This is a genomic window from Rhizobium sp. B21/90 (assembly GCF_019355815.1).
Lineage (GTDB): Bacteria > Pseudomonadota > Alphaproteobacteria > Rhizobiales > Rhizobiaceae > Rhizobium > Rhizobium rhododendri.
This window is the reverse complement of the sequence record NZ_CP072163.1, coordinates 155750-178676: the sequence shown is the minus strand read 5'-3', so window position 1 is coordinate 178676 and position 22927 is coordinate 155750. Positions and strand designations below refer to the sequence as shown.

The 22927-nt window shown below is 55.8% G+C and carries 14 protein-coding genes and 2 pseudogenes; 7 read left to right on the top strand and 9 right to left on the bottom strand.

Annotation, left to right across the window (positions count from 1 at the left end; translation table 11 throughout):
• Positions 1 to 608: 608 nt before the first annotated feature.
• Positions 609 to 879 (top strand): annotated as a pseudogene (locus J5278_RS31000) (transposase); the annotation flags it as partial.
• A gap of 9 nt (positions 880 to 888) precedes the next feature.
• A complete protein-coding gene (locus J5278_RS19030; RefSeq protein ID WP_209186933.1) occupies positions 889 to 1353 on the top strand; it encodes an exopolysaccharide biosynthesis protein in 465 nt (154 codons plus the stop codon).
• 258 nt (positions 1354 to 1611) lie between these two features.
• Here J5278_RS19030 and J5278_RS19025 read toward each other — a convergent pair whose 3' ends face one another.
• From J5278_RS19025 to J5278_RS19005, 5 genes and pseudogenes are all read right to left on the bottom strand, one after another.
• The gene (locus tag J5278_RS19025) at positions 1612 to 3624 is read right to left on the bottom strand and encodes a diguanylate cyclase (RefSeq protein WP_209186934.1); all 2013 of its coding nucleotides are present in this window, start codon (positions 3622 to 3624) and stop codon (positions 1612 to 1614) included.
• A gap of 156 nt (positions 3625 to 3780) precedes the next feature.
• Positions 3781 to 5742, bottom strand: coding sequence for a methyl-accepting chemotaxis protein (locus J5278_RS19020; RefSeq protein WP_209186935.1), 1962 nt, complete (start codon positions 5740 to 5742; stop codon positions 3781 to 3783).
• Between the two features lie 959 nt (positions 5743 to 6701).
• A protein-coding gene (locus J5278_RS19015) for an IS630 family transposase (protein WP_209186540.1) occupies positions 6702 to 7648 on the bottom strand; the annotation gives its coding sequence in 2 pieces (ribosomal slippage) (positions 6702 to 7309 and positions 7309 to 7648; 948 coding nt in all).
• A gap of 109 nt (positions 7649 to 7757) precedes the next feature.
• Positions 7758 to 9410, bottom strand: a complete 1653-nt coding sequence (locus tag J5278_RS19010) for a bifunctional diguanylate cyclase/phosphodiesterase (protein WP_209185868.1) — start codon at positions 9408 to 9410, stop codon at positions 7758 to 7760.
• A 325-nt stretch (positions 9411 to 9735) separates the two neighbouring features.
• A pseudogene (locus J5278_RS19005) lies at positions 9736 to 10149 on the bottom strand (helix-turn-helix domain-containing protein); the annotation flags it as partial.
• 266 nt (positions 10150 to 10415) lie between these two features.
• On the opposite strand from J5278_RS19005, the gene J5278_RS19000 reads away from it, so the two are divergent.
• Positions 10416 to 10817 carry a response regulator gene (locus J5278_RS19000; protein ID WP_209185869.1) on the top strand — a complete coding sequence of 134 codons (402 nt, stop codon included), beginning with the start codon at positions 10416 to 10418 and terminating at the stop codon, positions 10815 to 10817.
• 147 nt (positions 10818 to 10964) lie between these two features.
• On the top strand, positions 10965 to 14132 hold the full coding sequence (locus J5278_RS18995) for a PAS domain-containing protein (RefSeq protein ID WP_209185870.1): 3168 nt from the start codon (positions 10965 to 10967) through the stop codon (positions 14130 to 14132).
• A gap of 527 nt (positions 14133 to 14659) precedes the next feature.
• On the opposite strand, the gene J5278_RS18990 is transcribed toward J5278_RS18995, so the two are convergent.
• The 4 genes from J5278_RS18990 to J5278_RS18975 all read right to left on the bottom strand — a co-directional run bounded on the left by J5278_RS18990 (position 14660) and on the right by J5278_RS18975 (position 19566).
• Positions 14660 to 15454 (bottom strand): aldolase, encoded by a 795-nt coding sequence (locus J5278_RS18990; RefSeq protein ID WP_209188236.1) that lies wholly within the window; start codon positions 15452 to 15454, stop codon positions 14660 to 14662.
• Positions 15455 to 15549: 95 nt separating this feature from the next.
• Positions 15550 to 16719 (bottom strand): PLP-dependent transferase, encoded by a 1170-nt coding sequence (locus J5278_RS18985; RefSeq protein ID WP_257623451.1) that lies wholly within the window; start codon positions 16717 to 16719, stop codon positions 15550 to 15552.
• A 58-nt stretch (positions 16720 to 16777) separates the two neighbouring features.
• Positions 16778 to 17497, bottom strand: a complete 720-nt coding sequence (locus J5278_RS18980) for a GntR family transcriptional regulator (RefSeq protein WP_209186732.1) — start codon at positions 17495 to 17497, stop codon at positions 16778 to 16780.
• Between the two features lie 86 nt (positions 17498 to 17583).
• Positions 17584 to 19566 carry a cellulase family glycosylhydrolase gene (locus tag J5278_RS18975; protein WP_209186731.1) on the bottom strand — a complete coding sequence of 661 codons (1983 nt, stop codon included), beginning with the start codon at positions 19564 to 19566 and terminating at the stop codon, positions 17584 to 17586.
• 195 nt (positions 19567 to 19761) lie between these two features.
• Here J5278_RS18975 and J5278_RS18970 point away from each other — a divergent pair, with 195 nt between their 5' ends.
• The 3 genes from J5278_RS18970 to J5278_RS18960 all read left to right on the top strand — a co-directional run bounded on the left by J5278_RS18970 (position 19762) and on the right by J5278_RS18960 (position 22927).
• On the top strand, positions 19762 to 21018 hold the full coding sequence (locus tag J5278_RS18970; RefSeq protein ID WP_209186730.1) for a sugar ABC transporter substrate-binding protein: 1257 nt from the start codon (positions 19762 to 19764) through the stop codon (positions 21016 to 21018).
• Positions 21019 to 21167: 149 nt separating this feature from the next.
• Positions 21168 to 22091 carry a carbohydrate ABC transporter permease gene (locus J5278_RS18965; RefSeq protein ID WP_209186729.1) on the top strand — a complete coding sequence of 308 codons (924 nt, stop codon included), beginning with the start codon at positions 21168 to 21170 and terminating at the stop codon, positions 22089 to 22091.
• 2 nt (positions 22092 to 22093) lie between these two features.
• Entirely contained in the window at positions 22094 to 22927 is an 834-nt protein-coding gene (locus J5278_RS18960) for a carbohydrate ABC transporter permease (RefSeq protein ID WP_209186728.1), read from the top strand.

The following is a 22927-nucleotide window of genomic DNA, read 5'->3' as shown; positions in this document are numbered from 1 at the left end:
TCGCGTTTTGGGCCGCTGTGGCAGTTGGAGTCCATTGGGCTTACTCGTGGGCACCGGCCCACAGAAGCGCTGATGTCGTCAGTCCTGTTGCAACAGTTCCGACAGCGACGTAGATGCCTCTGAAGTCCTGATCATTGTTGGTTCCTGGGCATATCTGAAGCAATGAGAACGATCCGCAGCATACTTTTTATGGCGTTCGTCGCAGCCATTTGGGTGAGTAGCCTAACGATAGCAGGTCTTTGGATCGCGCGCCTCCTCGACCAGTGACCAGCTTAGAAGAGATATGGCACGCATAGGGAATATTTGCCCGTATACAAGAACACCGCGATAAGTTTCATCGTTAGACAACCATGGAGAGATTTGATTGATTAGACTCACGCTATCGATGTCGATAGCGATGGGGGGGACATGAAAAAGATTGTATTGGCGCTGCTTTTAACGGTTGCGTCGTCGACGAGCGCATTTGCTGGGAACTGCCAGCATCACAATGACAAGGCCAGCGACGGATCCACCTGCGGAAATCGTTCGGCCGATGACAAGGCCGGCGGCAACTGATTAATCTCGACGGGGCGGCGCTAAAAACGCCGCCCCAGTTTTGAAACGATGACGCGCATGCCGTCCTCATCATGGACCAGGCGGGATGGCACATGTCCAACAACCTTGTCGTGCCTGCCAACATCTCGATTTTGCCATTGCCGGCGAAGTCGCCCGAGCTTAACCCGGTTGGGAACCTCTGGCTCTTCATGCGCGAGAACTGGCTGTCGAACCAAATCATACGACGACATTGTCGCTCACTGCTTCGATGCTTGGCGAAAGCTCGAAACCCAGCCGTGGCGCATAATGTCAATTGGGCGCAGAGAATGGGCAAATGGGTTCTAGTCAGTGAGGATGCGTATAACCCCCATTCCCGGTCCGATAGGTCTTGTCTTCGGAACTGCATTAGCAGTCGTCGCAGCACAAATCGCTATTGGCCGCAGGTCTGTATGGCTTCCTGGCTTTTTGAATGATCGCAGGCTCTCCTCAAAAGTTCTAGAACTCGTTGTCAGATACGCGGCACCCCACGTATTCCGGATAGAGCGTCTGGTGCAAACGGATCGTCTGAAACCCTTAACAGGTCCGTTTGCACAGACGTTGATTGGCTCACCAGTTTTGGTCATGGCAGTCGCAATCGCTCTACCAATTCCGCTCGGTAACTTCCTGCCAGTCATATCGCTGGTGGTTCTCGCGATAGGTCTTATGGAAAAGGATGGGCTGATCACTCTGGTCGGTATCGTCCTCAGTATCATAGCAGCTGCAGTTACAGGTGTCCTGCTCTACGGCGCAGTATCGGTCCTGGGCGGCGTAGCAAATTAGATATTGGCGAAAGGCACAATGATTGTGAAACGAAACGTTACCTATTGCGATGTGATCTTTGTTGGTGAGTTCACCGAGCCAGCGTCGGATCGACGCATAATTATGCCGTGTCGATTACTGGATAGTCCCTCAAGTTAAGCATGGGAGGATTTAAACATTGGTCACTTCTCAGTGGAAATCAACAAATAGTTGAAAACACAAGATTGTCGCCGAGGTCAACAGTGCAATTAGCGCCATTGGTGCAGGGCAAGAAGGTCACTAGCCTACCTCTGATTCTGGAATGGCGATGAACCGATTTCGGCCGGACGATTTGGCGGAGTACAACGCGGTGTCCGCCTTTCCCAAGATTACTGACGCTTCCTTGGGGAACTGGTGGCCTACGCTCGCTGCACCGATGCTTGCAGTCACCGTCAAGAATTCTGAACGCGGGTGCGGCAAGCCAAGACTTTCGATTGCTTTGCGTATGCTCTCGGCAACGGTAGCGGCACCCTCGGCCGATGTATTTGGAAGAACTACGGAGAACTCCTCGCCTCCATATCGCGCTGCGAGATCGCCGGGTCGTCTGACACTTACACTGATGGCCTCGGCAACCAGTTGGAGACAGTGGTCCCCGGCAGGATGACCAAATTGGTCGTTGAAGGCTTTGAAGCGATCGACATCGATCATCAATATAGACAACGGCAGTCGCTCGCGGTTGGCTCTACCGACCTCTTCCACCAGGACCTCATCGAAACGTCGGCGGTTTGCGAGGCCAGTCAGCGCATCGGTCGTGGCTAAGCGGGCAAGTTCCCAATTGGCGCTCTCCAGGTCGTCCTCCATGGCCTTGCGCTCTGAGATGTCCCGCATCGTAAACACAAAGCCGCTTTCATCGGCCATCCTTTTGCCACCGACCTCCACCCAGATAATGCTGCCATCCATTCGTCTGACTCGGTATCTAGCTTTCACGGTTCCGCCAGTTTCGGCCAACACACGATACATGGTGTTGAGCTGTTCCACGTCCGTGCTCACGGCCAACGCTCCGGCCTGTGTGCCGACTAGCTCCTCAGGCTCGTAGCCGAGTATTTCTCTGCTGGCTCCCGACACAAACGTAGTTTTGCCCGTGTTATCTACAGCGCTGATCATGTCCGCAGTGTTGTCCGCAACGAGCCTGAATCTCTTTTCGCCGTCAATTATCCTGGACTGTGCCTCATTGCGCAACTCAACATGCCGAGCACTTTCCTGCAAGGTAACGGCCAACCTCTTGAACTCAGGTGCTTGCCAAGCCGCCACAAACTCGTGCTGATCATTGCTACTTTGCCCGATCCCTTCCGCGAATTGGGTGAGCTGTGCTATGGGTCGCACCTGAAGCTGATAGGCTAGCAAAGCTGCGAATATCAGCGCGCTTACAAATGCGGTCACAGAAAGGCCGATTGCCCATTTCGCTCGCTCAGTTGCGCTCATGAACGCTTCTTTCTCGGGAAGGCCTATCGCCAAAGTAAACGTTTTACCTTGCGCGGCCGTTATCGGCGCGTAGCCGAAGAACTTCCTAACATTGTCGAAGCCAACGCTGTCAAGAGTCCCGCCTGTCGGTGTCTCCGAAATAGCTTTAATGAGGGGATGGCCGGTAAACTGTTCGCCGAAAGCAAACACGTCCGGGTAACGCGCCAGGACGCGATTTTCGCTAATGTCTATCAGCGCTACGGAGTGATGCTTTGGACCGGATACCAGTTCGGCCAGCGTTTGAAATCCGGCAAGATCAAGCGAACCGAACACCACACGAGGAATATCATTTTGCGTATTATGCAATCTCATTGCAACAGCAACTACAGGACGCTTACTGACTGGGCCAATCATGAAATCACCGACGATCAGATTACCCGGCGGAGAGGCTGCCGCTTTGGTTGAGAGCTTTTGGTCGCCAAATTTTGCAGCATCGTGAATGCGGCTGTGACAAAGGATATTGCCGTCGGCGCCTACAACCCCCACGGTAGTGAATACCTCGGATGTCTTCACTACCTCGCTCAGAACGGCGTCGCATGCCGCCCGATCCGAGGTCTTGAGCTGTGGGACGGCTGCCAATGTAGCAAGTACTGTAGCAGCATCAGCAAAACTACGGGAAAACCGCGCCGCGCCTATCTGCGCATCGTAAGAGACAGTCTCACGCGCATCCTTGTCGGCCTCGCCATAGGAATAAAAAACCCCAATTCCAATCAATGCTGCAAACGGAAAGATTGCTACTGCAATCAGCAACATCATCCTCGAACTTACACCAAGTCGCTCAATTGAATTCATTACCATTTTCTATTCTGGTTTTCTTGTTTTCTACCAGAGAGGATTGTCGACTGCCAGCAGCTCGGTCTCTTCCAAGCTCTCCTATAAGCAAACTATTGCTCTCGATTCTGACAATCTACACAGCGTGCCCGGGGGGCCGTTCGCCGATTTCCTACTTCAGAACTCCTCCCAGCTTTCGGCTTTGGCGGCGGTGTTGAGGCCAAATGCTTTTGCGACCTGGCCTACCATGCGCCTTGCCGGGGAGGCGACAGGCTTCTGCCCTGCGTGGATCGGGGTTGGAGCATGGCTGGTGATTCTGCTTTTGGTGCTTGTCGTGGATGGAGCGCTACGTCCGAGCTGGAACTGACTGATCAGCTGGCGAAGCTTGTCGGACTCGTCTGCTAGCGAGACGCTGGCCGCCGTGGCTTCCTCGACCATCGCCGCGTTTTGCTGGGTAACCTGGTCCATCTGGTTGACGGCCGTATTGACTTCGGCAAGTCCGATCGACTGTTCCCGCGAGGAGGTCGCGATCGCGTCGAGTTGGGTGTTGATCGAAATGACCTGGCCTTCGATGATCTTGAGGGCCTCGCCTGTTGCGGTCACCAGTTTGACGCCGCTTTCCACTTCGGTCGCCGAATTGCGGATCAGGCCCTTGATTTCCTTTGCTGCCTGCGCCGAGCGTTGAGCCAGTTCACGCACTTCCTGCGCGACAACGGCAAAACCCTTGCCGGCCTCGCCGGCACGTGCCGCCTCGACGCCTGCATTCAGGGCCAGGAGGTTTGTCTGGAAGGCAATTTCGTCGATGACGCCGATGATGTTCGAGATCTGGGTGGAGGATTGCTCGATCCGCTGCATGGCATCGACAGCATTGGAGACGACCTCGCCGGATTGACGGGCTGACTGATTGGCCTCGATTGCCACCGAGCGAGCTTCTTCGGCACGCTTGGAGGAATTGGCGACGTTGGTGGTGATCTGGTCGAGCGCCGCGGCAGTTTCTTCAAGGGCCGCAGCCTGCTGCTCGGTCCGCTTGGAAAGGTCGTTGGCGCTCTGGCTCAGTTCGCGGGAGCCGCTGTCGATTGAGCCGGTTGCCTGGCTCACAGACGAAAGTGTCTCGCGAAGGCGTTCGACGGTGTTGTTGAAGTCCGACCGCAGGCCTTCGAAGGCAGCCGCAAACGGTTCGTTGAGCTGGAAGGTGAGGTCGCCGCTGGAGAGATGCTGCAAGCCTTCGCCAAGACCGGACGTAGCCTGAGCCATCTCGCTCGTCCGCTTCTGGTCTGCCTCTGCAGTGCGCGCACGTTCGGCTTCGCTTGTATTGCGGACGGTGGCTGCTTCCTGCTCCATCTGGAGGCTGCGCAGGCCGTTGTCCTTGAAGACCTGAACGGCCTTTGCCATCGTTCCAACTTCGTCACGGCGCTCGGTACCGGCAACGTTTGCAGACAGGTCGCCGCCGGCGAGCGTGCCCATAGTTTCAGCCAGGCCCCGGATCGGCGTCACCAGCCACGAACGGATTGCAAAGAAGCCAATTGCAAGGACAACCAGAAGTCCGCCGACAACCCCGACGATGGTAAGAACTGCTGTGTTATTGGAGGATACGGTGAGGCCGTCACTGCTTTGGCTGCTGATAGCAGAGATGGAGTCGACCATTTTCGTAAATCGTGGCGCCAAAGTTGCGAAACCTGGCTGGCATTCGTTCAGAAATACCCCTTGGCTCGCCGTGATGTCTTCTGCCGTCGTTGATTTCTTGGCGAGAGTAATCGTGTTGCTGCAAGCGTTATCGATCAACGCCAGGCTATCCGCCTTTAGCGAAGGGGCGTCCGCGTAGGAGGGAAGGGCCGCAATGGCCAGATCCATATACTTGATGAAATTGTCATGTTGCGTCTGGAATTCTTTTGTTGCCGTATTATTGGTCTCATCCGATCGCGCTATCAATAGGTCGCCGATGGCGGCGCGTGAGCCCTGCAGGGCTCGATTTGCGCGAGCGGAATACATCGCAGCAATTGTCTCGTGATCTAGAAGATCACTGTAAGCAGTATCGGTTGCTTTAATCTGGAAAGCGGCATAAGCGGCGACGCCAATCGCAAATAGCCCAAACAAGGCCATGATGGACAGGAATTTACCTATAATCGGGATGTTCTGCATGGTGAAGGCCCATCATCTGCGCAGTGAGGAATGTAATAATCTTGGTAAACGTTACATGACTTGAATGAAGAATAGGTTTATTTGAATTGCCAATAGGATAATCCAATACATTCCAGCCTGACGCCGTCTTTCGAGATCGAGGCCAACATTGGAAGGTCTGGTACTAGACTAAATGTTCGCACACGGACTGGGTGACCCGTCTCACAATATGCAGTTATCGGGGGTTGCGTACGTCAAGTCGGCTTGCAACGCTGCGGCGCAGAACACTCAGTTCGCACCGATCGCAACCGCACCGGCGAAACGCGGAGATGACTGCACGCTTGGCTATGCCTGTCTGCACCGGCCAATCATATGGCGCGACAAGACGAATGAACATCGCCTGGCTTACCTTCTGAGGCCGCTCGTACCTGAGGTATTCGGCTATTGCCCCGGGCAACGCAGGCAGTCTATGAAATGCGTCTTTGGGCAAGCGATCATGACTGTTCTGTTCCGCCAATCGATGTCCTCAATGCGCAGTTTGACCACATCCGCACAGCGAGGGCCAAGATCGGTGACGCGTCTGGCAATGGCATAGACTCATCGACCAAATAGCAGATCCGCATGGAACGACGCCAAAAGCGCGTAAATCTGGGCTGTTGGCAAACTCTCGGGTAGCGACGCCAGGCGCCACTGCGCAGCGGAATGGCCCGCGGAAGTTTACTGACCTCGTCGCCGCGCATCTGTCGTTACTTCTGATAGCCGCCTATCGAACTACCCTTGACGGGCTGCCCCGGCGCCCCAATCGCGGATTTCACGCAAGACGAACCGCCTAACGTCTCTACTTCAGGTTGTTTCATTCTTTGGCTAGTCAGCTGGATCGTTGTGTCAAGCCAGGCTAAGCCGTGCGATGCGTCAATCAGCACGGATCCACAACTCATGAATATCTCCAAGAGAGAACTAACGATTAGAGCGTTTCCCTTTCATTCTGGATCATATCCGCAGGAGGTGAAGAAGTTTCGGGCTTCTTGAGGTTCAATGAGGTCGATCAGTTTTCCAATCCTGTCCCAAAGGCCTGCCACAGTGCGTTCTGCCGCCTTGCGCAGGAGTGCTTTCAGCTTTGAGAATGCCTTTTCTATAGGGTTGAAGTCGGGGCTGTAGGGCGGCAAGAAAAGCATGCGTGCACCGGCAGTCTCGATCAACGCGCGGGCAGCGGGCCTTTTGTGGCTGGAAAGATTGTCGAGGATGACAACATCGCCAGGCTTCAATGTCGGAACCAGCACCTGTGCGACATAGGCCTCGAACCAGTCTCCGTTTATCGGCCCGTCGATCACGAGCGGTGCAACCATGCCTGTGCTGCGCAAACCCGCCACCAGCGTCGTCGTCTTGCGGTGGCCGTGAGGAAAGCCCATTCGCAGGCGCTCTCCCTTCCTGCAGCGTCCATGGCTGCGAGCCATGTTCGTCGCAGTCCAGGTTTCGTCGATAAAGACGAGCTTGGCGGGATCGAGATCCAATTGGTCGTCGAACCAGCGCTGGCGCTGCTCCAAGACATCGGGCCGGCTCTGCTCTATCGCGTGGCCAGTCTTTTTTTACGCGTCTGGCCGTGCCGGACAAGGAAGCGGTGCAAGGCCGACTTGCTGATCGTGATGCCTTGCTCCGCCAACGCGTCGCGGAGTTCAAACAGGGTTCCGTCCCGATGTTCGGCGAGCCAGGTCATGATCTGTTCCCCATGCGCCTCGGTTTTGCGGGAATTGCGATCCCCGCCAAGCGGGCCAGGCCGCACATCACCCTGCCGCAGTTGCAAATTTCGCCAGCGACTGACGCTTGCGGCACTCACACCGAAACGTTCGGCGGCTTCTCGATGCGTTGCACCAGCAGAAACCGCAGCAACAACACGAACGCGCAGATCGACAGAAAGGAATTTTGACATATCCGCCGACCTCCATCGGCAGATAGCTTGAATCAGACCCGGACCGATTTGCAAAGCCCCAAAGATTCAATCAGTCAGGGAACCGCTCTAGTGGCGTAAGGCAAGATGATCAGAAGACCGCGTGCACCTCATTTCGCTTCAAGTGGACTTGCGAAATTTCGAGGTAAGCCTGTACGCCGTCCGCTGGTAGAGGCCGGCTGAAGAAATACCCTTGACCGTATTCGCAGCCAATTAAGGTCAACCTATCCATGAGGTCAATTGTTTCCACGCCCTCGACAACGGTCTCTAGCCCTAAACTGTGACACAACTCTATTATGCTTGCGACGATCGAAGCGTTTTTGGGAGAGCTTAGCATCGTCGTGGCAAACGAACGATCAATCTTGATTTTATCAAACTGGATTTCGCGCAAATGCCCAAGGCTGGAGTAACCAGTTCCAAAATCGTCAAGAGCAATCTTCATGCCCAGCTTCTTGAGTGAGGAAACGTTCGCGAGGGCGGCATCCATGTCAGAAATCAGCGCACTTTCAGTAATTTCGATCTCAATTCGTTCCGCTGCAAAATTAGCTGTGTCGAGGAGAGTTGTCAGCTTTTCAGGAAGCTCAGGATCAGCAAACTGTAAAGGCGATATGTTCACCGCCATTTTTAGATGTAATGGCCACCTTTTAGCATCGACGCAAGTCTGCCGCAAAATCGAGAACGTCATTGCCTCCATCAAGCCTGTCTTTTCTACCACACTGATGAAACTTTCGGGTGGCGTTATAGTACCATCTTTACGATACCAGCGAGCAAGCACCTCAAAGCCGGTCACCAAGCCGGTGTGCAGTGACATCAGCGGCTGGTAATGCGGTCGTATGTCACCGTCAGCGATGGCCTCGCGCAAATCCTGAACTAGTGCGGCGCTGCCCCGGATGTCGTCGTCCATGCTTTGATTAAATCGATGAGCTCTACCGCTCCCGGTACGTTTTCCAAAATACATTGCTGTATCAGCTGCGTGAAGAATTGCTTCAGCATCTTTGCCGTCCGCTGGTGATGATGAAATGCCAATAGTTGCAGTCAAATTGAACTGTCGGTTATTAGTTAGAAGCGGCTGTTTCATTGTTTCTAGAAAGGTGGTCGCAAGCTCGTCGGAATTGGATAACGATTGACTAGGATCTAAAATGACGCCGAATTCATCGCCCCCAATTCTAGAAATGGAAATACCTGGAAGAAGCAGCGCTCGTAGCTTTTCGGACAAGGCAATCAAAACAGCGTCGCCGGTCGCGTGCCCATAAAGATCATTGATAGGTTTGAAGTCGTCAAGATCTACAATCAAAACGGAAAATTCAAACGCCTTACGGTGAGAAAGCTTCGCGAGTTCCTCAGAAAAAGCGCGGCGATTTGGCAGGCCGGTGAGGCTGTCCGTTCTTGCCAGATCCTCTGCGAGCCACCGTGCTTGGTTCAGTTGTTCGTACGACAAAGAAAGTCGACTTTCTAGCCATAGCAACAACCCCGTGGGCGCCAAGACCGCAAGAGCTGCGAAAAGGGTGGTCGTCCAAATAAAACGCCATCTCTCTTCATCTTCGAATTGCTCATGATACGAAACGCCGATAGCCTCTGATATTATCTTCTCGAAGCCATATTCCCATAGTACTGAGAGACAAAAGACGGATAGGACGGTCAGAACCAAAGAAATGACAACGAGCTTTTTGTTCATCGGACCGCCTGGAATGTCTGGAACGAGAATGCGGCCTGAAACGCCGGCATTCTGCGATTTCAATGCCATGCTCAGGAATTGCCAGCCGCGAACGCCCTATAGGCCGCAGCACAGATGCCAAGAGCTGAGGACCTGCGTCATGCAATCAGATTGCGTATCCATCTGATGTCCTGACCACCAATTATAGAGAATATTGTTTAAGCGGCCGATAACACCAACCTGCTTGCCAAGACATCATTGATTGACCAGTCCGATCGCCAAGACAATGCCGGCGGCCTAAATCTGATGGTTCTACAAGTTCGGTAAATCAGCTTTGCGCCGCGAAGTCCGATCCACCAAACACTTAGCTCATTTGAGCTCGGTGCCAGTTCAGATGTTGTCAAGGCGCAACAAGCTAAGCCGCCTTTCGTCGTTCAATCGCTTGACGTGTCTCCTGGACATGCCGCACAGGTGGCGCCCTAAATTGCCGAAGATATTCACGGCTGAATTGCGAGGCGCTCTCGTATCCGACCGCGAACGCGGCATTAGACGCACGATGGCCGCCCGCCAGCAACAGTTGGCGCGCTTCCTGCAACCGGAGATGCTTTTGATACTGGAGAGGACTGAAACCGGTTATCGCCAGAAAATGGCGATGCAGGCTTGCACGGCTCATGCCGCTGGCATCGCAAAGGGCATCGATGCGGAGCTGCGTGTCGGGGTAATCCCTGATCCACGTCACGGCGCGCCGGACGCGTTCCAATGCACCTTCAGGGCGAGCGATCTGACGCAGCAATTGTCCCCGTGGACCTTGTAGCGACCGGTAAAGCAGCATGCTAGCGGTAAACGAATGGCCTTGAGGTCAAAAATTGAATTTTTCGCAACTCGAGGCTCTGTTTAACAAACTTTAAATGAACTGATCAATGATATTTCGGAAGCCCGGTCGCAAGGTCGGCCTTTGTCATTGCGCTTTAGGTTCTCTTGAGCCCCCATATCGGAAAAATAGCATTTCCAGCTTTTCGTGGTGTGCTGATGCCTCCAAAAAATACTATTTTATAAGCTTTTAGAACAATGGGCGATTGAGTAGCTTTGCCACCCATGAAAAACGCACACTTCGACATTCTCAAGCAACCAATCTCGCTCGTGGTTGATGATGAGCCTATAATCCTGATGTACACGGCCGACCTCCTCTCCAAGGAAGGCTATGCAGTCGTTGAGGCAAGGACGGCGGATCATGCCTTTCAAATCTTGGAGAATCATTCCTCTTTCAAACTGCTGTTCACCGACGTGCAAATGCCGGGCGAGCTGGACGGGTTCCAGTTGGCTCGGCCAGTAAATGAGCGCTGGCCGCACATCTGCGTCGTCGTGGCATCTGGAGTGGCCAGCCCAGCGCCAGGCGATATCCCAGACAATGCTAGCTTTATCCCCAAGCCATTTTCATCTGCGCTTGTCCATCGCGTACAGCGAGATCATCGTAATGGCCCATACTTACGGGACTGACGGCTGCATCGATCAACGGTCCATCCTCAATGTTGTTTGCCTGCAGTCGATCGTGCCTAAGCATGTGCGCTTGCAAACGTTCAGCTAATCGTCTCTCTGCACCATGACATTTGTTGACACAGTCAAATGTTGCTGTCAGATGACGACATGGCACAACGTCAATCTCGCAATGTTTCGCTGACCCCTGAATTGGAGGGTTTCATCAACGACAGCCTGGCAACAGGCGACTACGCCAATGCTAGCGAGGTTGTCCGCGCTGCTTTGTGCAGCTTGCGCGCCGCAGGCGCTGTGGCACCATCTCCGATTGGAAAACCGTGGCTGATCGACGGTGGTGAGTGCGGCGAACTTATACGTTCCAAAGACTGGAGCAAAAGTCTCGCCGGCTCCATCGATGGATGGAGCGCCGCGATGCGGACGACGGTTGCCAACATCGTGAATTCGCCGGTTGCCAAGGTTCTGATGTGGGGTCCGCACCATGTCATGATCTACAACGATACCTATCGCGAAATTGCCGGCGAGCGCCATCCGATGGCACTGGGAACCCCTGTTTCCGCGGCATTCCCGGAAGTCTGGGATTGGAATCGCCCCATCCTTGAAGCCGGTTTGCGAGGCGAAACGGTGTCCCATCGGGACCAGCCGATCGTTTTCAACCGGGCTCATGGGCCAGAAACCCTCTACCTCGATCTCTTCTACACGCCGGTCTATGACGGCGATGGCGATGTCGGTGGCGTGATGTGCACTATCGTTGACACCAGCGCCCGCGTGTTGGCTGAAGCTCGGCTTGCCGACCGCGAAGCAGAATTGCGCAGGGTGACAGATGCCGTACCGATGCTGATCTCCTATGTTGATCGGGATCACGTCTATCGCTTTGCCAATGGCGCCTATCGAGACTGGTTCGGCGCTGAACCAGAGACCATGATCGGTCACCATGTGCGCGATGTCATCGGCCAGATTGCTTATGAAGAACGCAGGGAATCTATTGTGCGGGCTCTCGCCGGGGAAGCGATTGTTTCTGAAACTGAGCTACCGCACAGCGATGGTGGCGTGCGCCAAGTAGAGGTTCGCTATGTGCCACATATCGAGCCAGATGGTTCAGTCCCGGGCGTGCATATTCTCGGCATTGATGTTCAGGAGCGTGCTCAGCGTGAAGCGGCCTTGGCCGCCAGCAATGGCCGGTTTCGCACCGCCATGGATGCGGTGCATGGCGTTTTGTGGACCAATAGCGCCGACGGCCGAATGATCGGTGAACAGCATGGCTGGGCGACATTGACCGGCCAAACGCCGGAAGAATATCAAGGCTATGGCTGGTCTAGCGCCGTGCATCCAGGTGACGTTGCCGCCACGGTCGAAGCCTGGCAGGCGGCTGTCGCAGCTAAAAGCATGTTCGTTCATGAGCACCGGGTGATGCGTCACGATGGTGCCTGGCGGGAATATGCTATCCGAGGCCTGCCCATTCTGGATACGGCTGGCGAAATCATCGAGTGGGTCGGCGTGCATACCGACATCACCCACCAGCGTGCAGCAGAAGCCGCCTTGCGCGAGCAGGCCGAAGCACTTGCGCGTCAGGTGCGTCATCGTGAGCGAGCCGAAGCACAGCTGCGCCACGTCAATGAAAATCTAGAGGCCAGGGTCATTGCCGAAATTGACGAGCGGCGTCAGGCCGAAGCAAAGCTCGCCCAGTCGCAGAAGATGGAGACCGTCGGCAAACTGACCGGCGGCGTCGCCCACGACTTTAACAATCTGCTTCAGGTCGTCTCGGGTAATCTGCAACTGCTTGTCAAGGATATTGCCGGTAATCAGCGTGCCGAAACGCGGGTTGCGAATGCGATGGCTGGCGTTTCGCGCGGCTCGAAGCTGGCCAGCCAGTTGCTCGCCTTCGGGCGGCGCCAGGCGCTTGAGCCGAAGGTCGTCAATGTCAGCCGGTTCGTGCGCGGCATGGACGACATGCTGCGCCGGGCGATAGGCGAGGCGATAGAGGTGGAAACCGTCGTCACCGGCGGTCTCTGGAATACATTCATCGATTCCGCACAGGTCGAGAATGCTTTGCTAAATCTTGCGATCAACGCTCGCGATGCCATGAACGGACGAGGCAAGCTGACGATCGAGCTGGCCAACGCCCATCTCGACGATGCCTATGCGCTTTCCCACGAGGAAGTAACGCCCGGCCAATATGTCATGCTTGCGGTGAGCGACACCGGTTCCGGCATGTCGCCCGATATCATTGAAAAGGTCTTTGAACCGTTCTTCTCGACCAAGGCCGAGGGCAAGGGTTCCGGGCTTGGGCTGTCGATGGTCTACGGTTTCGTCAAGCAGTCGGGTGGTCACGTCAAAATCTATTCCGAGGTTGGCGAGGGGACGACGATCAAACTCTACCTGCCGCGTGCCCTGCAGTCCGAAGACGTCGAGGTCGCCATCGATACCGGTCCGATCTCAGGCGGTACGGAAACGGTTCTTGTGGTCGAGGACGACGATGCGGTCCGTGAGACGGTCGTCGCGATGCTTTCTGACTTGGGTTACTGCGTCTTGAAATCGGTCGATGCATCGAGTGCTCTCAACGTGATCGAAAGCGGCATTCCCATCGACATTCTGTTTACCGACGTCGTTATGCCCGGAACGCTGAAAAGCCCGGAGCTGGCTCGCAAGGCCCGCGCGCGGCTGCCCAACATCGCCGTGCTGTTCACGTCGGGTTATACCGAGAACTCGATCGTTCACGGCGGCAAGCTCGATGCTGGCGTCGACCTGCTGTCAAAACCTTATACGCGTGAGGCGCTTGCGCGAAAATTCCGGTCGTTGCTGGGAAATGACAAGCAAAGGGCTGTGTCAGCGGGAGCAGAGACGCAACCAACCACGCAAACACAGACCGCCCAGGTCGTCAACAAGGCTTCGCCGCTGGTGACTTCACAGCTGACGGTTCTGCTGGTCGAGGATGACGCGTTGATCCGCATGAACACCTCGGAGATTTTGCAGGATGCCGGCTACATCGTCGTTGAAGCCGGCAGTGCTGAAGAAGCGATGGCCGCGCTCGAAACTGTGCCGTTCGATGTGCTCGTCACCGATGTCAATCTGCCGGGTGCCTCCGGTCTTGAATTGGCCGACCGCGCTCGAAATCTGCGCCCTTCAGCGGCCATCGTGTTTGCGACGGGCGACACCTCCAGCGTCAAAAATGAAGTTGAATCGGGTGTTCTGGGAAAACCATACGATGCTGAGGCGTTGATTGCTGTTATAGGGGCTAAATGGTCCGCGGTTTCGAGGTCGAGGAGCGAAGCTGATTCGCCAGAACCTTCGATAGTCTCCGCTGACCAGACCGACGCGTGATGGACGTCCGGAAGAAGGACAAGGCACGAATTTGACCGACATCCCTGAGATCCACGCCAACGCCGAATGAAAGCCGCGCTACGAGGAATGGAAGAAGCAATCAGGGAACTGATGGTGAAATCCGTGAGCTTTACGCGTTGATGCAACCAACTCACCCCATCTTTAACGCACGTCTCGCCTCATGTGGTACGCTACGTGGGATCTATGAGAGTTTGTTTTTGAGCAGCCCTTAAAGTGCCGTTATCGATCGGACCAGCATGAAGGCCAGTTCTATAAATCGTCTTTACGCGCCAACTCAATGATATTGCTCGGAAAACGTCTCACAGCGTGAGTGGTCAAGGGTGCAGATCGTATCAAGGCGTCGGAGCCCGGAAATGGCCGTACGCGGAAATCATTTCCGGTTGCGATTGGTACCAGAGGTTCGCGTTCCATCAAAGCGGCTGGGTTTGATCGGGCGAGCCGGAGGTTCGAAATCACACCTTGTTGGGGCAAATGACGGCGGCGAGTTATTCTCTTCGCACCCAACTTCATTCCCTGAACTGTGGTTCCTCTCTTGTCAGAGTCCGTTTAATCGACTCCAGATGCAATCTGGCTGATTCCGGATCGCCTTCTCGCATCTGTTGATAGGCGGCCTGCGCGATATCCGGAGCTACCGGCTCGACCTTCCGTCCGGTCGAGAGCGCCAGCGTTTGCACTTCACATGCTCGCTCCAGGTAATACAGGTCGTCCCATGCTTCAGCGATATTGGGCGCGCACACCATGACGCCATGATGCTTCATGAAGACAATATCGGCATCGCCGATTGCGCCGGCTATGCGGTCTCCCTCGCGGACGTCGAGGGCCAATCCGTTATAGGCGCTGTCGACCGCCGTTCTCCCGTAGAATTTCAATGCCGTCTGGCCTGCAAAAATCAGAGGGTCGCCTTCGGTCATGCAAAGCGCCGTCGCGTAGGGCATGTGGGTATGGAAAGCGGCTTTGGCCCGCGGGATATTCTTGTGGATTCGTGCATGAATGAAGAAGGCAGTAGCCTCAGGTGCGCCATTGCCGGAGATCACATTGCCATGGAAGTCACAGATGAGCAGCATCGATGCTGTCAGTTCATTGAAGGCAAACCCATACGGATTAACAATGAACAGGTCGTCGTAACCGGGTACGACAGCCGAGAAATGGTTGCATATGCCTTCCTCCATGTCATATCGCGCCGCCATTCTGAAGCAGGCCGCCAGATCGACGCGGGCGGCGCAGATTTCCTCGGTATCGAGGTCGGGTTGGTTCGGCCCACTATATGGCGACAGTGGAGGGTGATTGAGCGAGTTTGCCATATGGATGCTCCAGCCTTTTGGCCGAGAAGGCCCTAGTTCGAGATCTTGTCGAAGTACCTATGCTGTCGGATGCAGAGCAGGTGACGCCATCCGGGTCAGGCTGCCGCGGTCGCGATTGCGTTTTCGAGATCAGCCCAGAGCGTCTCGGTGCCTTCAAGCCCAACGTGCAGGCGAACGGACCGCGGATTGATGCCGAAAGTTTGGGCTGAGTTCGGTAGTGCTTTTTGCTGAAGGACGACTTCCGCCGGCACGACCAGACTTTCATGGCCGCCCCAACTGACGCCAAGCTTGAAATACTTGAGCGCATTGCAAAACATGCTGACATCGATGCTTTCCTTGAAAACAAGCGAAAACAGCCCTGATGTGCCCGTCAGACCGGCCGGCAAGCCCCCGGCTAAGGCGGGATGATAGACTTGCTCCACATGCGCATGCGCTTGCAACCGTTGGGCAATGGTGACTGCCGAGGACTCGTGCGCCTTCATGCGGATTGGCAAGGTGCGCAAGCCTCTGAGGATGAGCCACGCGTCGAACGGCGACAGCTTGCCTCCGAGATAGGGATAGGCTTCTGAACGGATACGCCCGACGAGTTCGCTGGAACCGGCAACGACACCGGCGACGACGTCGCTGTGGCCACCGAGATACTTGGAGGCCGAGTGAAGAACCAGATCCACTCCGAGCGATAACGGCTGCTGAAAGATCGGGGTGGCCCAGCTGTTGTCGATGACCGTCAGAACCCCGAATTCGCGGGCCTGCGCCGCGAGTGCGCCGACATCATGCGTTTCCATGATCCAGCTCGTCGGGCTTTCCATGTAAAACAGTTTGGCTCCAGGTAAAGCTTTGCGGACTGCGCTGAGGTCGCGCCCATCCACATAGTCCACCGCGACGTTCATGCGGGCCAGCAAGGTGCCGAAAAGCCGAAATGCATCGGGATAGATATGTCGCACTGCGACGATCCGGTCTCCGGGCTTGACGAAAGACAAGACCGTGGAGGCAATCGCCGCCATTCCACTGGCGAAACCGAGCGCGTCCTCGGCACCTTCCAGCTTTGCCAGCATGTCTTCGAAGGCACGAACCGTCGGGTTGAGGCCTCGCGTATAAACAGGACGGCTTAGCTCTCCGCGATATGTCGAGACCATTTCTTCATAGCTGGAGAATGTGAACAGCGAAGTCTGCACAATGGGCGGGACCACGGCATCGTAAGCGTGGGCCGCATCATGGGCGACGATGCGGGAAGCTTGCTGGAGAGTGCTATCCTCAAAATCCACGTGCATTTCCTTTGAAAGAACGCCAACGACGTTGCCGTCTGGGATGGTCGAACGGGCTCTACCGTTCGCGTATGAACTGCTTCCGCTCGCCGGCTGGAGGTGTTGTCTCCTCCCGCGACCGGAGATGATCCGATAATTTCTGCCCCTCGGTAAGGTTATGTTGCTCCGAGAGCGCCCCAGCCAGCTCCGGATTTTTGCCGAGGATGGCATCGACGATCGGTCTATGCTGCTCGATAATTTCGTGGCCGCTGGCGATCAGCGCGTCACTGGACCGGATTGATATCCGTATCTGCTGCTCGATAAGGCCATATTGCGCTATCAAACGATGATGTCCGGTCAGTTCTATGATGGCTTTGTGAAGGGCAAAGTCCGCAGCGGCAATCGCACTGCCGTTCGCCGTTTCACAGGCGGTGACGAGGCTTGCGAAGGCGGTCTGGACGACGTTCGTGCCACGATCGTCAATCGCTCTTGCGACGAGTTGGGCTGCGAGCCGCTCTACAGCCGATCGTAACGTGTAAAGTTCCCAGACATCGACGGAGGTCATGCTGATGACACTCCAGCCTGTGTAGGGAATGAGGGTCATCAGACCTTCTTTGGCAAGCTGGTGCAGAGCGCTGCGCAATGTCGCCCGGGACAGACCCATTTCTTCCGATAGCTGGAGCTCCGTGATGCGTTCGCCCGGCGCGATGCCACCATTGACGATGGCGTCGCGCAGGGCATCCGTTGCCTGCACCTCGATAGGCATCTTCACGATCGGCGAAATAGAACGCAGTGCCATCGAATTTGTCTCCTCCACGATCCCCGGTCTCAGTGACGCGAACGGGCTGATATGACTATCTCTTTCTTGCGACACCTGCCCCGGTGTTACAAGTTGGTTTCGGGCTTCACCCGGATTTGCAGCAATCCGTGTGCGGCGCGGATCAGTGCGCATTGTGTCGCGCTGTCGTAGACGACGCTTGCCGACGGGCCGTTCGTTTCGATGATTGGCTGGTTGCCGAAATGGAGCCGCGGAAGATATATTTCGCTGTCCGCCTCGATGTCACCGTTGACCTCGATCTCCGCATGGAAAACACGCTGGTCGGCGGCGAAAGACAGTCCAATCAGATTTCCCTGCGCAAAGCGCACGAAGGGGCGGCAGAAACCCTCGACGGCCCGACCGCCCGAGTTCGGATCCTCGGGATTTTCCCGTTGGTCAACTGAGTAGATCGAAAGATCCTCTTGGTTCCAGCCATCGCCGATCTCCAAGGCGTTGCGATTCGACGCCGTATAGTTCCACAGCGTGCCATGCAGCTTCAGTTCATCAAACGCTTCATATGTCAGCGTCAATGCATCGATGTGCTGCTGCCAGGGAGCGCTGCTTCGATCGCCTTTTTCCCAAGCTTGGTATGCGGCCGCGCCATCGAGGTCAAACGGGATACCGAATTCGCCAATCAGCGTTGGAGCGCCATCGGGCCCTAAAGTCTTGGACAGATCGGCGATGTCCTGCATTTGTTTCAAATAGCTGGCTTTGATCGCTTCGCGGCCATAAAGTATCTGGCGCGTGGTGAAGTCATAGGCTTGCTCGGCATTGAAGCTCTTGGTGTACAGCGTCGAGCTGTCGTACCAGTGGCTGGCATTTACCGAATGCGATGGCATGGTCTTAGGGAAGGGACCGCCGACATAGATGCTGTATGGCTCTAGTTCGGCAAACACTGCCCACGACGGATTGAAGGCCTGTATGGCCTCTGAAACCCCGTCGAAAAGCGGTGCATAGGCTTCTTCGGCGGCACTCACCGGGCGGATCTTGCTACCGCAGAAGAAATCTTCATCGATCGCGGTAACCTTGCCATCTTTCACCGTATAGGCGCCGGCAGCCTCGAACGGGCAGGCTTTTCCCGGCAGCCAGATCGATATGCCGTCGGGATTGATGATCTCCTCATCGCCGACCGAAAACGCACCTGTGTCAGGGTCGCGCAGGATGCGCGGAACCGATATCGGGATTCCCTGTGCGGCCAGCAGATTGTCGAGTGGCGACAGAGCCAGGCCGATGCGCGGGTTGGAGGGATTGTCGGCAGTGGGCCGCAAATGGCGATAGCTGATCTGCTTGCCGATCCAGCCGGGCACGGGCTCGTTCAACGTGTCGAAGCCCAACACGTTCGGGAAGTCGGCGACCCGCGCTGCGACCGCCTTCATGGCGCCGATGTAGTGCGACTGCAGGAAATCCTGAACGTTGACGCCGCCGATTAGAAAGTCCGGCGTAAAGAGCCGCCCCGTGAAGAACAGGGTCCACATGATGCCACCGGGCGAAAGCCGATGGTTGGAGCCCCAGGTCATCTGGGGATAACTGTCCTGCCGACCGCCCAGGGCGTAATCGTATTTCAGCTGCATGACGTGCGACAGGCCCGCCGGGTGGAACTGGGTGAAATCAAGTCCAACAGCTTCGAACACCCAGCCTGGAGCGCCACTACCGCCCGTCATGCGGCTCCAGGCATCTTCGTGAAAGTCGACAAAGACATACAGCCCGTATTCTCCGGCCTTGCGGCAAAGGGCTGTGAAATAATCCAGATAGGCCTCGTCATAGATGCCCGGGCCTTCATGCTCGACCGCTTCCCATGTGGTCAGCAGGCGAAGCACGTTGAACCCCCAGTGCCTCAACCTGCCAAGATGCTCGTCGGCGTCCTCCAGAGGAAAAGGCCGACCAATGAAGCTGACAGTCCGATGGTCGGAAAAATCTGACGGGTAATTGGTGCCACCGTGGGGATAGGGGAATTTGCAATCGCCACCAAGATTGACGCCCCTTAACAGAGCTTCTCGGCCTGCGCTATCGCGAAAGGAGGCGCCGCGGACTGTAAGAGGCAGTAGCTTCATAATTCTATCCTGCTTGCTGTTTCAGTGGCGGGCCCGGCGTGGTGAGGCCCGCTAGCAAATGCATAAGCGGATTTATAAATATGCGCAAGATTGTCGATTGACAATTGTCGCCAATCGTCTTTACAAAGTTTTCAGATGTCCTGGAGACCCCTGGCCATCAAGCATGCTTAGATCATACTAATAAAAGGGGATTGCATGAAACGGTTAATTCTTGTGGCCGCAATGTCGTTGTTGGCCAGCACCGCGTTCGCGGATACGAAGCTTAAGATTGTTGAAGTCCTGACAAGTCCGGAACGGACCGTCACATTGAAGTCCATCGTCTCGAAGTTCGAGGCGGCCAACCCGGGAACGACAGTCGAGATCACCTCGCTGCCCTGGAGTGAAGCATTCCAGAAGTTTGCGACCATGGTTTCGGCAGGCGATGTGCCGGACATCGTCGAAATGCCTGACAATTGGCTGTCGCTTTACGCAAACAACGGCCAGCTCGAGAACCTTGAGCCATACCTTGCCAAGTGGCAGTACACGTCCGATCTCACCGAACAGGCGCTTGCACTGGGCCGCGATGTCAAGAACACCGCCTACACGCTGCCATACGGCCTTTATCTGCGGGCGATGTTCTACAACAAGAAGCTTTTCGCTCAGGCGGGTGTGAGCGAGCCGCCGAAGACCATGGATGAGTTCCTCGACGTCTCCAAGAAGATTGTCGAGAAGACCGGCAAGTCCGGCTATTGCCTGCGTGGCGGTCCTGGCGGCCTCAACGGCTGGATGATGTTTGGTGCCTCCAACGCCGGCTCATCCGATTTCTTCACGAAGGATGGCGTCTCGACGTTGAACGATGCAGGCTGGAAAAAGGGCCTGAATTTCCTCGTCGATTACTACAAGAAGGGTCTTGCTCCGAAGGACAGCGTCAATTGGGGTTTCAACGAAGTCGTCGCCGGCTTCTATTCCGGCACCTGCGCGATGCTGGACCAGGATCCGGACGCTCTCATCGCAATCGCGGATCGAATGAAGCCTGAGGATTTCGGCGTGACTTCCATGCCAAAGGGTTCAGACGGCAAGGCTTTCCCGACGATCGGTTACGTCGGCTGGTCGATGATGGCCAAAAGCGAGAACAAGGATTTCGCCTGGAAGCTGCTCTCCACGCTTGAAGGCCCAGAGGGCAACATGGAGTGGAACAAGCGGGTCGGCACTCTGCCGGTTTTGAAGTCGGCCCAGAAGGATCCCTTCTATGCTTCGCCCCAGTTCAAGGGCTGGTTCGACGAGCTTGCAGACCCGAACATGACGCCGATGCGGATGCCCACGTATTTGCAGGAGTTTGCCTACTTCAAGGACGTGCTGACGCTCAAGACGTCGCAGCAAGCCTTGCTTGGCGAAATCTCTGGTGATGCGATGGCAGATCAGTGGGCGGACTACATGACCAAAGCCGAGAAGAAGTTCCTGTCCACTAAATAAGCTCGATGATCGACCATGAATGGGGACAGGGCACACGTACTTGCCTTGGTTCCGTTCCGGCTCCAAAGTCGTGGCGGCAAGGCGGCGGCGCACTCCCAGCGCAGCACCCAGCCGCCACGATGAGGATGCCATTCAGAAAGGTTATCCGCATGACGTCCCAGTTCTCGAACGGTCGAACGCCGCCATTGTCCATGCGGCTGAGCCGTATGATAGAGCCATATCTCTACACCGCACCATCAGTGTTGCTGATTATCGCGCTCATCCTGGTTCCTCTCGCACTTGGCGTTTCCTACGCCTTTCAGGACGTGCAGATCCTCAATCCGTTTTCCGGCGGCTACATAGGGCTCCAACACTTCAGTGAAATTCTTGGAGACAAGATCTTCTATGGGGCTCTGTTCAATACGATCTGGTGGACGGCGGCCTCCGTCGTTCTGCAGTTTATGTTCGGACTCTTTCTGGCGCTTCTGCTCGACAAGCCATTTTTCGGCCGTGGCCTTGCCCAGGCCCTGATTTTCCTGCCCTGGGCCGTTCCTTCGCTGCTGATGGGCCTGACCTGGGCATGGCTGTTCAATCCGGTGGTCGGCCCGCTGCCGCACTGGATGAGCGCGCTGGGCCTGCTGTCGGAACCCAAGAACATCCTTTCCGATCCGGCGACCGCAATGTGGGGACCGATCATCGCCAACGTTTGGGGCGGGATACCCTTCTTCGCGATAACCTTGCTTGCCGCCCTCCAGTCCATTCCTCGCGATCTCTATGAGGCCGCCGCCATCGATGGCGCTTCGCCGATCCAGAGGTTTTTCTCGATCACCGTGCCGTTCCTGGCACCCACCATTCTGATCACCGTGCTTCTTCGAACGATCTGGGTCGCGAACTTCGCCGATCTGATCGTCGTCATGACAAATGGCGGACCGGCTGACCACACACAAATCCTGTCGAGCTACATCTTCACCATCGCGTTCAAACAGCTGGATTTTGGTTACGCCTCAGCCGTCGCGGTGGTGCTGGTGCTGCTGCTGTTCATCTACGCCGCACTGATCATGGTGTTGCGGAAGAGCTTGTTGAAAGGTCACTGACAATGAAGACACCCAAGCTCCTCCTCACCCTCCTGCACAGGCTGGCGCTCCTGCCGTACCTGATCTTCGCCCTGTTTCCGATCTACTGGCTTATCAAGGTCTCGGTCACGCCGACCAACCTCCTTTATTCCGAAGGCGTTCGTTTGTGGCCCTCTCGGGCAACGTTCGAGCACTACGCCTATGTGCTGACCAACAGCGATTTCCCGATCTTCTTCAAAAACAGCCTTATCGTATCGCTGGGGACGGCATTTGTGGTTACCGTCCTCGCGTCACTTGCGGGCTACGCAATGTCGCGCTTCACCTTTCGAGGCAAAGCCGCCATGCTCGCCCTGATGCTGCTGACCCAGATGTTTCCCCTGGCTATGCTGATTGCTCCGATCTTCAAGATGTATTCGACGCTGGGCCTAACTAACAGTCTTTTTGGCCTTATCATTGTCTACAGCGCTTTCAACATTCCCTTCGCCACCTTCCTGATGCAGTCCTTCTTCGACGGCGTGCCGCAGGATCTGGAGGAAGCCGCGATGATCGATGGTGCGACGCGCTTCACGGCATTCCGTCACATCATCCTGCCGCTAACCTTGCCGGGGATCGCCGCGACCCTGGGCTTCGTCTTCACGGCTGCCTGGAGCGAGTTGCTGCTCGCCCTGATGCTCATCTCGCAAGGGTCGGTATCGACATTCCCGGTCGGCCTCCTGACCTTCGTGTCAAAGTTCTCGGTGGACTTCGGCCAGATGATGGCTGCCTCCGTGATGGCACTCGTTCCGGTCGGGATCTTCTTCTTCGCCATTCAACGCTTCCTCGTCCAGGGCCTTACTGCAGGCGCCGTCAAAGGCTGA